Genomic DNA, 14,782 nt, shown 5'->3' on the forward strand with positions numbered 1-14,782 from the left:
TTCCCCTATAAGCGCTCTTCTTCTTTTCTTTTCTGGACTCTCATTTCTTCTTCCCATAATAAAAAACCTCCAAACTGATTTTATTCTACATCAGTTTGAAGGTTTACACAAACTATGAAACAGTCTCACAACTAGCCTTGGAGGCTCTTTTTTGTTTTTTTGAATTGTATTAAATATATACACATGTTCCGTCCACTTCTACCCTCACTATCGCCAAAATAGAAACCTTTTTAATAAGTGCTTCATTATAGTGAACAGTTTTGAGGTTAGTAAACTAAAAAACAAAATCCAACCTTTCTTAAAGAAGCCATTACAACCGCTATATTAAGGGTTTTTGAACTAGATTTTTAGAGTGTCTACTGTTTTAATGTCAGATCAATTCCATTTCTGCTCTGTATTCAGCTTCAATTTCTGCTTTCCATTCATTATGTTCAGCCATCATTAAATCAACTGCACTTAAGAATGATAACAATTGTTCAAAAAAATCGTTAACATTATCGACATCAACTTTTTTGCCATCTATAAAATGTAACTTCAAGTGCTTATCAGCCGGATATCGAAATTTATCTGAAGTACCATCAATGTTATTGAGTTGAGTAATATAATTTTCTACATCAATAAGAGTTACATCATCTTCTGGTTCATTAGCATGTTCCTCTATTTCTGTCTTTATTAAATTCCACAAACCCTTAACTTTATGTTTTTTCTTACTGATGTGTCCAAGAACTTCTTGTAATCCATATGAACATTCCTCAAATAGTATCTCTTTTAAAGACAATTCCACAGCATTCCTGTATAAATAACACATTGGGATAAACAAAATGTCTTTTAATTGTGTATTTTCACACATCATATTGTATAGATATTGTGGAGATTCCGTATATGCTTTTACATGCTGACAGAACCTTTCGGCATTATAAGTATATCCTACTATGCTTTGTCCATAGTAATCTCCGCCCTCATCAATAAAAAACGGACTATAATTCTGATAAGAAGTCGATTCAACATATTTTTCTTTGTAAATTTCCTCAAGTAAATCAAAAGCGACTTCTATCTTATTTGCAAAAGCTACTAAGTCAATATGTGTTTGCTTGTCAAATACAGGCTTTATTGAAAATGTCTTCCGGGTTTTTAATCCATCTTTCACTTTATTTACATGTATGCTAAAAGGGTATCTAAATGAATCTGACTCTTTATCAATAGTATTAATGTCATTAAAATAAGACTTAAGCCATTTATATCCCTCTAAATCTTTCTCAATGAGCTCCTGAATACTTGGTGTAATATATAATAAAATCTCTGACAAATTGTGAAATGTATCTTTGAGAAAGGTCTTTCTGCATTCCAACGAAACTATGTATTTAAATCCGATAGCCTTCAAAACTAGCTCTAAGCTATGCCTATATAAATAAGCAACTGCAAAGAAATATATATCCAATTTGCTTATATCTGTTTTCCCTAAGAGATATTCTGTAAGAACATGTGCAGATTTTTTGAATTTCAATCCATATTCATAAAATTCTTCTTCAAGGTTGTCATTATTTTTCAAACTTACCGTATTGTCCCCAATAACCTTAAAAAAATCTGCATTAGCTGTTGGCCATTTAAAACGCAATTAAACACCACCTTAAATCTTGCCGGCTACCCATCCAATTTATCCACTATGCCACGAAATCTGTATAACTACTCTCGCAATATCTAATATCATCAATCCCTTTACTTATCTCTTTACAATAATTTTCATTTCAGAACTAATACTAGTAAATAGATATAGTGGTGATCTTCGCGAACAATCTACTATAAATCTATCTTATCTAAAATTTTTGAAATTTCATCGTTTAACGAATCCTTATCATATTCAATTTTATACAATAATTCTGTTATTATTTCTTTCAATTGAATAACATTGGTAGCCAGATATCCATCGTTTCGGACACCTGATATCTCATATACTCTACCATTTTCAAGTTGTTGAAGTATATTCTTGATTTTCAATATTTCTCGACTATACTTTTGCGTAACATCAAACTTTTTAACCATTATATAGGCACCTCTCATCCGATACTTTTAATCATTTTAAGCCGCCTCAGCCTTTCTCGCGATTTTCCTTTTCAGCGCATTCACTATAACATCAACATCCTCTATCTTCATAAAGTAAATATTTATAAAGTAGATTGCCGCTCCAATCGCTATGGATATGATAAGCGATATGTTTTGGCTGAATATATTGGTTGTTAAATAGTTGAAGCTTAGTTTTGCAAATAAGCCCATAACCAATGAAGCAAATAGGATTTTTAGAAATGAAATACTGATTTGCTTCATTCCAAATGAGCCTATTTTTATGCCAAAACTGATAAAAAGTAATATTGTACAAACTATAGCTGAAATGCTCGTTGCTAATGCAAGACCATTTATTCCCATTACTTTCGATAATATAACATTTAGAACTATATTTATTAGCATTGAAATAGCAGCATTTATCATAGGCGTCTTTGTATCTTGAAGTGAGTAAAAGCCTTTAGCTAAAACTTCCCTCAGTCCATAACCAATCATACCCATTGAATAAAAAAATAATGCACTTGATGTCATTGAAACTGCGTAAGAATCAAATGCACCTCTACCATATAATAAATTAACAATCGGCTCTGCAAATATCATTGCACCTACAGATGTAGGTAATATTAATAAATTAATGCTACTGATAGCCTCTGATATGGATTTTTTGAGTCCCATTATATTGTTTTCAGCTGACATTTTAGATATCATAGGATACATAGCAGTAGATACAGAAACTACAAATATTCCCTGAATAAAACCATTCAGCTTTAACGCATAGTTAAGAGCCGATATTCCACCAATAGCTATCTGTGAAGCTATTGTCTTATCAACCAGAGTATTTATCTGATTTATAGAAACACCCATTATGACAGGAAGCGCTATATATAACATTTTTTTAACATGTTTATCTTTTGTATTTAAAACAAATTTATACTTATATCCTTTTTGATGCATGAATGGCAATATAAGCAGAACTTGCGATACAGAGGCTAAAACACTACCTATAGCCAATACTATAATATTGGTACTTGAACTTATAAATATAGCTAATATTATACACATGTTCATCGGTAAACTAATAATAGCAGGTATGAAATAATTTCCTTTTATTTGAAGATACCCACTGAATATCGAGATAACTCCCGAGAAATAAATTCCTATGATGGTTATTTTTGTAAATTGAATTGCTAAGCCAAGGGTTTCTCCTTCAAAACCCGAAGCAAATACTTTGACAATTTGTTCAGTAAATAATAGTCCTAAAATAACTACAACTGTACATAATACCAATAATATGTTAACAATATTATTGGTATATTGGTTTACTTCATTTAATCCATATTTTTGTTCTATATTGCTATACATGGGTATATATCCTGTTGCTATTCCAGTTCCTATAAAAGAAAATATAACCATTGGAATTGTTATAGATATCAAATATATATCACTTATATTAGATGCTCCATAAAAATAGGATAAAATGATATCTCGAATAAATCCCAAAAATTTTGTTAATATAGTCAACACCATTAAAAGCACTGCTGTTCTTTTCATCAAATTTTCCTCATGTTTATTTTCTGATTTTTTTATGTTCTATAATTTCTATGATTGTGTTTCAAATTGATCCATCTTAGTATAAAAATTTTCAATTTCACAGCACTGGAAGTTGTTGTGATCTTTTGTGTATAATAACCTTTGCGTTTTTGAGTGCGTTCTAATTTAGAAGCTTTGAGCAATTCATCTTCCTATTATTTTAGAATATTGTTGAGCGTTTTTTCAATGCTATTTCTTACAACATCTTTAATCTCAGTTTTGATTAACTATTTATATTAGTTGTCTACTGCTATTGTACATGGTTTTATGTGGCAACTCAATTTTACTGAATATTAGCTTTTGTTAGACCCACCAATGTACTCAAATAGAACCACTTGGATTACCATTAAATCCAGTTGATTACTAATATGTAATCATCTCATATAATCAGCATTCTTAGGTTTATGCCGCGAAAGCCACTTTATATTGGGAGTAACCCTCTGTTAAAATATTTAAGGCGGATTATCCATCGTTTATAGTAAAAAGGGGTTATTTCCGCTAATCACTTAGAAGTCGAGAGTATGCAGGAACCCGATATCAAGTTGACCGTGGAATAAATGTAACAGCGTTTGCAGCATAACTCTCATAAAGACCAAAATTATTTTCAAACAATACACTAGTGGTTCTATCCGAAAATATTACTCAATTTTACCAAATAACACTGGACTCATGTCCTTTTTTTATTTGTGAACTCTATTATACGTTATCCTTTTATCACGATACATTGTGAACAATATTTACACCCTCACTCATTTGAACTTCATCTTTATTTAGTTCAACTTGTTTCCTTGGAATTATGTATAATACTATACATACACCAATAAACCCATGCGACAGCATAACAGTAAAAAACGAAGAACTCATTAAATTAAGACTTCCAGTAATAATACTAGCAATTAGGATTCTAATATCAATATCTTTTGAACAAGCATCTAAAAATCTTAGTGCAAGAATAATTAAAAATGGCATCACAATTATTCCAATTAACCCAAGATTGTAATACGCATCAGAAAACAATCCGTTATTTGCCGAACTACCATAATAATTAGCTCCAATTAGGTTTGGTATCCTTATATCATACTTAGATGCAAATCCAAACTTACCCAAAATGCTCTGTTTGAAAAAATCAAACTCATTATTCGAGAAAAAATCGTAATAGAAGTAGTTTAGTAATTGTGGTAAAAATAGTATTCTTCGTATAAAAATATTTATTACATAAGTTGAATTTAGTAATAATTTCTCAAAAATTGAAACCATATTAACCATTAACAATCCCCATACAAACCAGGAAGTTCTATTTCTATTATAAAAAGCATATCCTACAAACGCTAAAATCATACTAAACAATACGGATTTTGAACCATCTACAGAAAAAATAAGAAACTGTATAACCCCTAATAACAACGTTATTTTAAGTCTCCCTTTTGATAAATTGTATACTATTAAAGTCGGAAATATCGCTCTTGACGCTGAGAATAGATATGTTAATAAAGTTGGCATATAATATTCTTTTGCTTCACTTCTTAATTCGTAAACGTTGAAAATACTAAAGTTTAGTCTGAATCCAGTATAATAGTAAGATATAAACAAAACTACTATTGATAACACGATCACCACACTATTAAATAACAGGGTAGATTCTTTATAATCTAGTTTTTTTAATCGTATTGTTGGTATTATTCTATTTGCAACTGTTAGCGTAAGCCAGTATAGAATATATAATATAAAAAACAAATCATCCATTGGTTTATATGCCATTAGTATCAAGCCGGGTATAAATGCCACTAAATATAATATCGTTATTATTGAATTAGATGGATTATTAAATTTATAGTTTGATGTTATCAACGGAATAAAAATGAGAAATAGTACCCATGATAATACATAACTTGTGAGACTCATCTCTAAAGAAAATCCACTATATGCCCATTCAGGATATACCTGATACTTATATATTAACTCTAATGTTATTCTAAATAAAATCATACCTATGAATGCATTGAGTTTTTTATAAGTATATATATTTAAAGCTCTTTTCATAGCGTATCACCTCTCTAGTCTTAGTAAATAATATTCGCATATTCATAAAGTTATTATTTGAGAGGTATGAATGATTCTTTAGTTACTTTTGGTGGCTTTAACATCGATTTTCCACTCTCTACCAATTTGACTATCTCATTATATCCAGCCTTTGCGTCAAAAACGCAAATATCTATATTGGAAATTCGTGAATAATGAAATAAATTAGAAGGTATATTTTTATAAACCTTCTTAATGTTTTTGTGGTATAACTTCCCTCCAATTCCCTCAATCATCTGTCGCTTTGTTTTGTTCCCTTCGTTATCAATTACAGTCGCTTCATAATTCAGCGTGAGATAATCTCTAAAATATGGGAATTTATCCTTGTAAACATATTCGATACAGTGAATTAAAGTTAACTTGATTGGATATTTTCCCATTCCAAATTTTATTATTTTTGCGCCTTCCATTTGTGAGAAAATATAATATGGGGAATTATAATCAAAACCAAAACAACTTAATGCATGTTTTTCAAGTAATTTCTTGGCTTGTTTGCCGTATCCACATACTGAAAAATGAGAACATTCACTTCTTAATACGCCTGGCATTTTTCTGAATTCTTCGGATAAAACCCCTGCATACGAAGGTGTCTTATTTACGTCAAAATATCTTTTATCAGTTCCAAAACAAGGCATAAGTAATGTACCTTCTGTACCTATAATTTCAATTAACAATTTTATTAAAGATTTTGGATTACCTTCATAATTAAAAAACTTTCTCCATGAAGAATGAACCATTATAATATCGCCATTTTTTATACCCATTTTCAATAGTTCTTTCTTAATATCTTCATCTTTTATTTTTCCAGGATAAATGAATCTTAAAATTTTTGTTTTATGCCTATCTATCGCATCAGCTATTCTTTCGTTTTCTTTACACTTAATAGCTGTCCTCACTAACTTTCTAAAATTTTTTTTTAAACTATACACTATTTCACCTTCCACACAATCGTTTTATCAATATATGAAAACTAACAGTTATGATAAACTTCCTTAAGTTTCTTTGTTACTAATTCATAATCGTATTTCAAACTGAAATTCTTACAGTTATCACTATATAGATTGGCATCTAAATTTGTCTTTAATTCTAATAGAGTTTGAACCAATGATTCTAAATCATTATCTTTTATAGACACCCCAATACCTTCTGTTTCAACAATACTTGAAAGTTTGGTGTCTTTTGAAACAATTAACGGTATTTGACATAATGCTGCTTCGTATAATCTATTCGGTAGTGCTATTTGAACATTTCTTAGTTTCGTGTCATACACAGAATATATGCAATCAACTCTGCTATAAAGGTTGGCAATGTCTTTATTATAATTATATGCACCATATATCTCTACATTATCCATACCCTCAGTGTATTTTTTAATTTCATTTAAGCCGATTCCATTCCCAGCAATTAAGACACCCACATCTGTAATTTTAGCAGCATCAATTAACATTTTCAATTGCTCTAAATACCTGATTTTTCCAATGAATCCGACAACCATTTTTCCTTCAGTTTTCTTTTTATAGTTACTGAAAATTGATTGTTCAGGAGTGTTTGGTATAAATATCATTTTATCTTTTGAAATCCAGTTTCTGTAATACTCTTCCCAAAATCCTTCAGAAGTAACAACTAAATGATCCACATTCGTACATCCTATTTGCTCAGACAAACCGATTAGTTTCTTAATTATCGAATCTTTGATTTTTTTGCTATTATTTAACGCTAATTTATGCATATCACTTACTTCATAAATAATCTTTATTTTAAGTTTTTGAATTTTTAAATATAACCATGCTAGGATTAACATATCAGTCTTTGTTGTATGTATGCAACTAGGTTTTTCCACTTTTATTATTTTATAGGCTTTCATACAAAACTTCATCGTCGCTTTCAATCGCTTAATAGGATTTCCTTCATTAGCTTTTTCATAAATGGGAAATACTTTCACATTGCATGGAAAGGATAAACCCTCATCACTATCAGTGCCTCGATTCCAATATATTACTACGGTATTACATGTGTGTGATGCTAAAATTATTCGTTTCATCATCCTTGGAATCGGAACGTATGGAATAAGAAATAACAACATTATAAATTATCCTCCGCTACATGATTAAAATATCAGCAATTCTTTTGCTAGCCAGACCATCTCCGTATGGATTACTAGCTTTGCTCATTTTATCATACTCATCTTGATCTTCAAGTAATTGCTTAAATGTATTATAAATAAAATCTTCATCTGTACCAACAAGTTTAAGCGTTCCTGCTGCTATACCCTCCGGCCTTTCTGTTGTATCTCTCATAACTAGAACAGGCTTTCCCAAACTTGGCGCCTCTTCCTGAATTCCACCGCTATCAGTTAAGATGAGGTGTGATCTAGATAAGAAGTTGTGGAAATCCAATACTTCGAGCGGTTCAATAATTCTAATTCTATCAGTATCGCCAAGAATTTCCTTGGCAGCTTCTCTAACAACCGGATTCATATGAATCGGGTATATTGCTTTAATATCCGATGTTTCATCTATAATTCGCTTAATAGCTTTAAACATATTTCTCATCGGTTCACCAAGATTCTCTCTTCTATGCGCTGTAATCATGATGAGCTTACTGTCAGAAGCCCACTCTAAATGTTCATGGGTATAATCTTCTCTGACAGTTGTTTTTAGCGCGTCTATCGCTGTATTTCCGGTAACATAAATATTTTCAGGCTCCTTGCCTTCCTTCAGTAAATTTTCTTTAGACATTTCTGTGGGTGCGAAGTTATATTTAGATACAATACCTACCGCCTGCCTATTAAACTCTTCTGGATATGGAGAGTAAATGCTATATGTTCTAAGACCTGCCTCAACATGACCTACCGGAATTTGTAGGTAAAAACATGCTAATGCCGTAACAAATGTGGTTGATGTATCTCCATGAACCAATACTACATCAGGTTTAACTTCTTCAAGAATAGTTTTCATATTCTCAAGTATTTTTATTGTCACATCAAATAATGTCTGCTTTGCTTTCATGATAGACAGATCATAATCAGGCACCACATCAAATGCGTTCAAAACCTGATCCAACATCTCTCTATGTTGTCCTGTAACACAAACAACTGTATTAAGTTCTTCTCTTGTTTTTAGCTCTTTGACTAGAGGGCACATTTTTATTGCTTCTGGTCTTGTTCCAAAGACCACCATTACTTTTTTCATGATATTCAGTCCTTATTTATAATTTGTAGATACCATTAAAATCACAAATATTCTTGGTATCAAGGATTAACTTGTTTTTAACTAATTCAAGATTATTCTTAATGTGGTCATGTGCTGTAATAATTACCAAAATTTCTATTTCATTTAAAAAGTCCTCAAAATTCATAAATTGATGATCTACAATTCTCTCTTTAATATATGGATCATAAACTTTAACACCAAAAGCTAAGTGCTCGTCCATTTTTTCTAATAATTGAAGTGTTGGACTCTCTCTTGTATCATCAACATTTTCTTTATAAGCAAGTCCATATATACCAATCTTTGATATATCAGTAATATTATGCTCTCTCATAATATCCCGAATTCTACCTAATACATGGGTTGGCATAGAATCATTGATTTTTCTAGCAGTTAATATTAAATTCGTTAAATCTGGATAATCTCCAACCAAGAACCATGGATCAACCGAAATACAGTGTCCGCCAACACCTGGACCAGGTTGTAAAATATTAACACGTGGATGTTTATTAGCAATTCTTATGATCTCATATACATCCATATTATCCGTCCTACAAATCTTCGCTAATTCATTGGCAAAAGCTATGTTAATATCTCTATACGTATTTTCTACAACCTTTGACATTTCAGCTGATCTAATATCAGTTACTACGATTTCTGATTTGCAAAAATTTGAATATAATGCTTTTACTCCCTCTCCAATAGCAGCATCATCAGCACCGATAGTTCTAGAGTTATGTTCAAGCTCATAAATCATGTTTCCTGGAATAATTCTTTCTGGTGCATGCACAAGATGAACATCTTCACCAATGGCAACTCCTCTTTTTTCAATTTCAGGTCTAACATATTTATCAATGGAACCTGGTGATATCGTTGATTCAATAATCAAAACAGCTCCTTTTTCACAAACATCTAGAACTTGATTTACAGCAGAAATTACATACTTTGGATCCAATTTCTTACTTGCATTTATATAGGGTGTAGGTACAGCAATGATGTAAGTGTCTGTCTTTTGGTATTCTGAAGTGAATTTAATACCATTTTCAACTGCATCTTTAAATAGTTCTTCTAAACCCTCTTCTTCAAAAGTTAACTTTCCCATTGAAAGTGAATCTACTAATTTGGTATTTAAATCTGTTCCAACTATTTCAACTCCATACTTTGCAAACATTAAGGCCGTGGGAAGTCCTATATAACCCAATCCAATAACATTAATCATTTTTCATACCTTCCTTTTGAGTAGTAAAATTAGTGTAGAGTTATCTCAAATTTAGCATTACATATTCCATTATTAACTTCTTGTGTTACTTGAACCCTGTTAATCTTTTCTTTTCTTAAATAATAAAGACTTCTATACGATTCAATTATGCTAATATCCCCCTCGGTTTTCACCGAAACAATCTCATTATTATCCATAAATAATACAAATCCGTTTTCTTTTATTTTCACTTCACAAGGTGTATGGAATATAAAATCACAAGTTTTCGATTCACCTTTCACCCAATCTTCAATTAAATAGCTCTTTTTAAAGGTCCTAATTATCCTCTCATGACTATAACCATTTTTAGATTCCATTTTCCCTTTAAACTCAGAATCAGAATGAAAAGCACTATCCTGCTTTGTCCAATCAGTTACTAGAAAAGCCCCCCTCTTATTCATCTGCTCTATTCCCGGTAATTTAACAACATTATGTCCTATAGTAGAGGATAATTCTTTTCCTAATTCACTTGCATATGAGTGAGTACCACTATCGCACAAAACATTAATACCTTTATGCCAAATATCTATATGAAGTTGATCCATGTGGGCGGGTCTCGATTTATAGTCTTGTAGACATGTCATAAGGAAGGAATCTTCACTTCGTAAAACATAAAAACCGGAATATTCAAAAGCTATACTTTTTAGAGTCCTTCTCTCTACTGGTAAATCTGTAGAACCACCAAACCATAATAACTCCTCGTCATATGGTCCCTTCTCATAGAGTCTTTTTCCAGTCATTAAGACATACATGGTATTCAATACAGGTCTAAAATCCCTGTAATCGCAGATTGATAGAGGAAATATTAAAGCTCCATCATTTGAACCATAATTAGGGACATCACCATTCTCAGCTTGTACATTGTAAAGTAATAAAATGCTATTTTTAATTCTCTCTGTTTCCGTTATGTATATCCCTGTCTTTTCGCTAATTTTAAACAAACATTCGAATATTTGAAGAGTGAATCTATGATAATTAAAAGAATACTGTGTAAAACCTCCATCAGGCAAAAATTGGTTTATTATCTCTTTGTCCATTAATTTATATGCATTTTGCAACTTAACATTATCTTCACTGCACCATGCTCCAATTATCAAACCTAAAAATTCAGTAAAAGTATGATTATTTTTAATACACTTGTGTGCATAAAAAAAGTTTGATAATACTTTTTTATAGCTTCCTTCAACAATCTCAAACACATGCTGCTTATCTTTCTCAGTAATCAACCCAAAATAATTGAACACTGAGTATGAAATCAATACATTGGTCATACGAAGGGTTGCTTCCTGACCACATTTATAATTTGAACCATACGAATATGGATTGTTTTTGAGCCAGTTTTCAAGCTGTCCCGAAAACGCTTTATAATATTTATCATCTCTCGTGATTAAGTAAGCTCTTGCAAAATATAAAAAATGTGTTAGTCTTGATGCTTCCCAAATTACTTTTATATCGCCAACTTCATTGTCAAAATCCGGAATTTTATACCATTTCAATTCTTTATTATTTTCAAATCCAGTGAGTGGATTTAGATGCCAGTTAATTGGTTTTCCATAATCTAAATCAATTGATGAAAACCCTGTTATCACACCATTAATTGCCTTGTCTGCAACTTCAATGATTATTTTCTGTTCTTTCTTACTTAACTTTAATAAAAATTCTTTAATTGGCTCTAAATCAAAATCAAAAATATTGATTCTCTTTATACTAATTCTCTTTTCAAATAATTGTTCTACAACTGGTATTTTTGTCATTATTTTTAATTTGGCAGAATACAACCCTCTATTAATAGTCCAATCTAATCCATATTCATTTAGTACAGATTTTAGCATTTTAATCATAACAACTGACTCTCCATAACTGAGATTAACTTTTTTGTAAGTACTTTATAATCAAAGTCTTTAGCGCCCTTCTTGGCATTTTCACTTATTTTGTTATATCTATCCTTAGACATATTGTGGATTTTCAAAATAGCTTCTGCCAATGCTTCAGGCGTATCTTCTTCAAGTGAGACTCCACAATCATATTTTTCTATCGGTGAATACCCCATTTTAACAGTAGAAATGATTGATTTGCCTGATGCCATATATTCAAATAATTTATTTGAACTATTTCCCCTTGACCAGTTATATTTGCTTTGTGAGTAATTTAGTATATTAACTGATGATTTACTCAGAACATAAGGCATGTGCTTTTTATCTACATAACCTTTCATTTTTACATTTGTAATTTTCTCATCTTTAACACGTTTCGTTAACATCTCAAGCTGGTTTCCATCTCCATAAATTAAGAACTGAATTTCCTCTTTATCTAGTAATAGTTTTGCAGCATCAAGTATATTTCCAACATTGTTTATAGGACGAATCGCTCCAGTATAAACAACATTAAATTTATCATTATTCAAATCATTATCCTTGAAGGTTTCTTCGCTAATCTGTTTATTGAAGGCTTCAAGATCTACACCATTATTAATGTAATGACATTTTTGAATCTCAATGTCTCCACCATGACTATTAAGCCATTTTTTTTCTTTTAGATAGTCAATGTCACCCTCTTTAAGAAAAATAATTGCATCGGCTTTTTTGTATATCCAATGCTCACCTGCTATTAGAAATCTACCTAACAAACTATTTTCTTTAGCTTTTCCAAAAGCAAAAATAGTTTCCGGCCACAAATCTCTTACTTCAACAATACATGGTACCTCATATTTTTTTGCCACTTTTATCCCCGCAATTAAAGCAAGAGGATGAGGTGATGATGCATATATAACATCTGGTTTTTCTTTAGTTTCTATGGAATATTTATTGGTAGCACTAAATAACCTTAAATAATATGTCAGCATATTTTTCACTCTTGCAATTGTACTTTTTGCTGAAGAAGGTGTCTTGACAAATACGAACTCAACATCAGAATGAGTTTCTGTAACAAAATCTCTATCATCTTCAATCAAATTCAAATCTGAAAAGTGAAGATATGAAGCAGCAAATACTGTAGTTTTAAATCCTTCTTCATTCATATGTACTGCAAAATTATATGGTCTTGTAAAGCCATTCATGGTAGGTGGTGTAGCATAATGATGAAACACCCAAATATTCTTTTTTTCTTTAGACATATATACTCCCCTACTTTTCCGTTCTCTCAACTGATTCTTCAAACGAACAAATCTCATAATCAAATTCATTAGGTCCACCGGGCATTTTCTTATCATACACAAATGAACCGAACACTTTTCCAAAAGTCTCTGATAGCTTAATTCCTAAATATAATAAAGGATTAAATGTCTCTGTAGCTTTGAGTTCTTTACCATGAGCTTTGGCAATAAGCTTCACTAACTTAGTGGTATTTACATACTCTTTATTTTGTGGGAAGAATAACCCACCTAGTTCATAATCTACTATCAATCTTACAAATTCAGACAAATTATCAATAAAAATCATGCTACGTTCGTTTTTTACTTTAGGAAAGATTGGTGATTTCGACGCTATTTTAGCAAGCCTTGGGTAATTTCCCCTACAATCTTTTCCATAAACAATTGGTGGTCTTAAAATTGATATCTTAAAAGAATCATCAGATATTTCATTTAACAACCTTTCCGCTTCCAACTTTGATTCAGCGTATGGTGTTTTTGGATTTGGTTCAGTATTTTCATCGACAAAGCCTAACTCCATACCATATACACCCATTGTACTTAAGAATATAAACTGTCTTACACCTTCAATTTTGGCTTTCTTTGCAACCTCAATTGCAAGATCTCTGTTTACCTTGAAATACTTATCTGTATCATTCTCTTTAATATGAACAATTGCTGCTATATGATAAACCACATCATATGATCTGAAGGATTTATCGTTCCATTCGTTTCCTTTAATATCAATAGTGTCTACCTTATACTGATCCGGCCATTGACTAACCCATTTTTCAAAAGAAGTACCGATGTAACTTCCTGCTCCTGTTATCAATATTCGTTTCATATTGAAGTACCTCTCTGAGTAGAATTAAAATCAATCAAGCATTTATCTACATATTTATCTTCACCAAATAGAACAACGCCTACGGTTCTGAATATAATCTTTATATCTAGCCATAAACTGTAATGTTCCACATAGTAAACATCGAACTTATATCTATCCTGAAGATCCAAATAGATATTCCCACTCACCTGAGCAAGTCCAGTCATACCTGGTTTCATGTTAAGTCTCTTATAAATTTCATCGTCGTATTCCTCAAGCGAAGCTATTCTCTCCGGTCTTGGGCCAACAAGACTCATTTCTCCCTTGAGTACATTTAAAATCTGTGGGATTTCATCGATTTTGCTTCTTCTTAAAAACTTACCTATGGATGTGACGCGGTCATCGTCTTTCCTGACCTCTTGTCCTTTTACCATCTTCTCTGAACCAGGCTTCATAGTTCTAAATTTGTATACTTTGAATATTTTCCCATTATGTCCCGGCCTATCTTGTAAAAAGAAAACAGGTCCTTTTGAAGTGGCTTTAATAAGAATTGCAACGATAATCCATATAGGTAGGAGTACGATTAGTACTATTAAAGAAAGAATTACATCTATTAATCTTTTAATTGCCTTTTGCAT

The 14,782-nt window shown here is 31.3% G+C and carries 12 protein-coding genes; all 12 read right to left on the reverse strand.

Annotated elements, in window-relative coordinates:
- Nucleotides 1-370 precede the first annotated feature (370 nt).
- Nucleotides 371-1,615 carry a hypothetical protein gene (locus GT589_RS00195; RefSeq protein ID WP_293394154.1) on the reverse strand — a complete coding sequence of 415 codons (1,245 nt, stop codon included), beginning with the start codon at nt 1,613-1,615 and terminating at the stop codon, nt 371-373.
- Nucleotides 1,616-1,797: 182 nt separating this feature from the next.
- Nucleotides 1,798-2,058, reverse strand: a complete 261-nt coding sequence (locus tag GT589_RS00200; protein ID WP_293394157.1) for a hypothetical protein — start codon at nt 2,056-2,058, stop codon at nt 1,798-1,800.
- Nucleotides 2,059-2,076: 18 nt separating this feature from the next.
- The gene (gene murJ / locus GT589_RS00205) at nt 2,077-3,609 is read right to left on the reverse strand and encodes a murein biosynthesis integral membrane protein MurJ (RefSeq protein ID WP_293394160.1); all 1,533 of its coding nucleotides are present in this window, start codon (nt 3,607-3,609) and stop codon (nt 2,077-2,079) included.
- Nucleotides 3,610-4,362: 753 nt separating this feature from the next.
- Entirely contained in the window at nt 4,363-5,688 is a 1,326-nt protein-coding gene (locus GT589_RS00210; protein WP_293394163.1) for an O-antigen polymerase, read from the reverse strand.
- Between the two features lie 53 nt (nt 5,689-5,741).
- Nucleotides 5,742-6,671 (reverse strand): AAC(3) family N-acetyltransferase, encoded by a 930-nt coding sequence (locus tag GT589_RS00215; protein ID WP_293394166.1) that lies wholly within the window; start codon nt 6,669-6,671, stop codon nt 5,742-5,744.
- Nucleotides 6,672-6,697: 26 nt separating this feature from the next.
- Entirely contained in the window at nt 6,698-7,810 is a 1,113-nt protein-coding gene (locus GT589_RS00220) for a glycosyltransferase (RefSeq protein ID WP_293394169.1), read from the reverse strand.
- Between the two features lie 16 nt (nt 7,811-7,826).
- Nucleotides 7,827-8,918: a non-hydrolyzing UDP-N-acetylglucosamine 2-epimerase gene (wecB, locus tag GT589_RS00225; protein ID WP_293394172.1), complete on the reverse strand. Its 1,092-nt coding sequence runs from the start codon at nt 8,916-8,918 to the stop codon at nt 7,827-7,829.
- 16 nt (nt 8,919-8,934) lie between these two features.
- Nucleotides 8,935-10,155: a nucleotide sugar dehydrogenase gene (locus GT589_RS00230; RefSeq protein WP_293394175.1), complete on the reverse strand. Its 1,221-nt coding sequence runs from the start codon at nt 10,153-10,155 to the stop codon at nt 8,935-8,937.
- 29 nt (nt 10,156-10,184) lie between these two features.
- Nucleotides 10,185-12,035 (reverse strand): heparinase II/III family protein, encoded by a 1,851-nt coding sequence (locus GT589_RS00235; RefSeq protein WP_293394178.1) that lies wholly within the window; start codon nt 12,033-12,035, stop codon nt 10,185-10,187.
- Nucleotides 12,032-13,306, reverse strand: coding sequence for a glycosyltransferase family 4 protein (locus GT589_RS00240; protein ID WP_293394181.1), 1,275 nt, complete (start codon nt 13,304-13,306; stop codon nt 12,032-12,034). Before GT589_RS00240 ends, GT589_RS00235 begins: the two co-directional genes overlap by 4 nt.
- 10 nt (nt 13,307-13,316) lie before the next feature.
- Nucleotides 13,317-14,165: an NAD-dependent epimerase/dehydratase family protein gene (locus GT589_RS00245; RefSeq protein ID WP_293394183.1), complete on the reverse strand. Its 849-nt coding sequence runs from the start codon at nt 14,163-14,165 to the stop codon at nt 13,317-13,319.
- Complete coding sequence (locus GT589_RS00250; protein WP_293394186.1) at nt 14,162-14,782, reverse strand: sugar transferase; 621 nt, start codon at nt 14,780-14,782, stop codon at nt 14,162-14,164. Before GT589_RS00250 ends, GT589_RS00245 begins: the two co-directional genes overlap by 4 nt.

It is taken from the genome of Peptoclostridium sp., from assembly GCF_009881055.1.
Taxonomy (GTDB): Bacteria; Bacillota; Clostridia; order Peptostreptococcales; family Peptostreptococcaceae; genus Peptoclostridium_A.

Bases quoted from the DNA above. Each gene is read 5' to 3' on its own strand.
- GT589_RS00200 (WP_293394157.1), bottom strand. From the start codon at position 2,058: ATGAGAGGTGCCTATATAATGGTTAAAAAGTTTGATGTTACGCAAAAG.
- murJ (WP_293394160.1), bottom strand. From the start codon at position 3,609: ATGAAAAGAACAGCAGTGCTTTTAATGGTGTTGACTATATTAACAAAA.
- GT589_RS00210 (WP_293394163.1), bottom strand. From the start codon at position 5,688: ATGAAAAGAGCTTTAAATATATATACTTATAAAAAACTCAATGCATTC.
- GT589_RS00220 (WP_293394169.1), bottom strand. From the start codon at position 7,810: ATGTTGTTATTTCTTATTCCATACGTTCCGATTCCAAGGATGATGAAA.
- wecB (WP_293394172.1), bottom strand. From the start codon at position 8,918: ATGAAAAAAGTAATGGTGGTCTTTGGAACAAGACCAGAAGCAATAAAA.
- GT589_RS00230 (WP_293394175.1), bottom strand. From the start codon at position 10,155: ATGATTAATGTTATTGGATTGGGTTATATAGGACTTCCCACGGCCTTA.
- GT589_RS00235 (WP_293394178.1), bottom strand. From the start codon at position 12,035: ATGATTAAAATGCTAAAATCTGTACTAAATGAATATGGATTAGATTGG.
- GT589_RS00240 (WP_293394181.1), bottom strand. From the start codon at position 13,306: ATGTCTAAAGAAAAAAAGAATATTTGGGTGTTTCATCATTATGCTACA.
- GT589_RS00245 (WP_293394183.1), bottom strand. From the start codon at position 14,165: ATGAAACGAATATTGATAACAGGAGCAGGAAGTTACATCGGTACTTCT.
- GT589_RS00250 (WP_293394186.1), bottom strand. From the start codon at position 14,782: ATGCAAAAGGCAATTAAAAGATTAATAGATGTAATTCTTTCTTTAATA.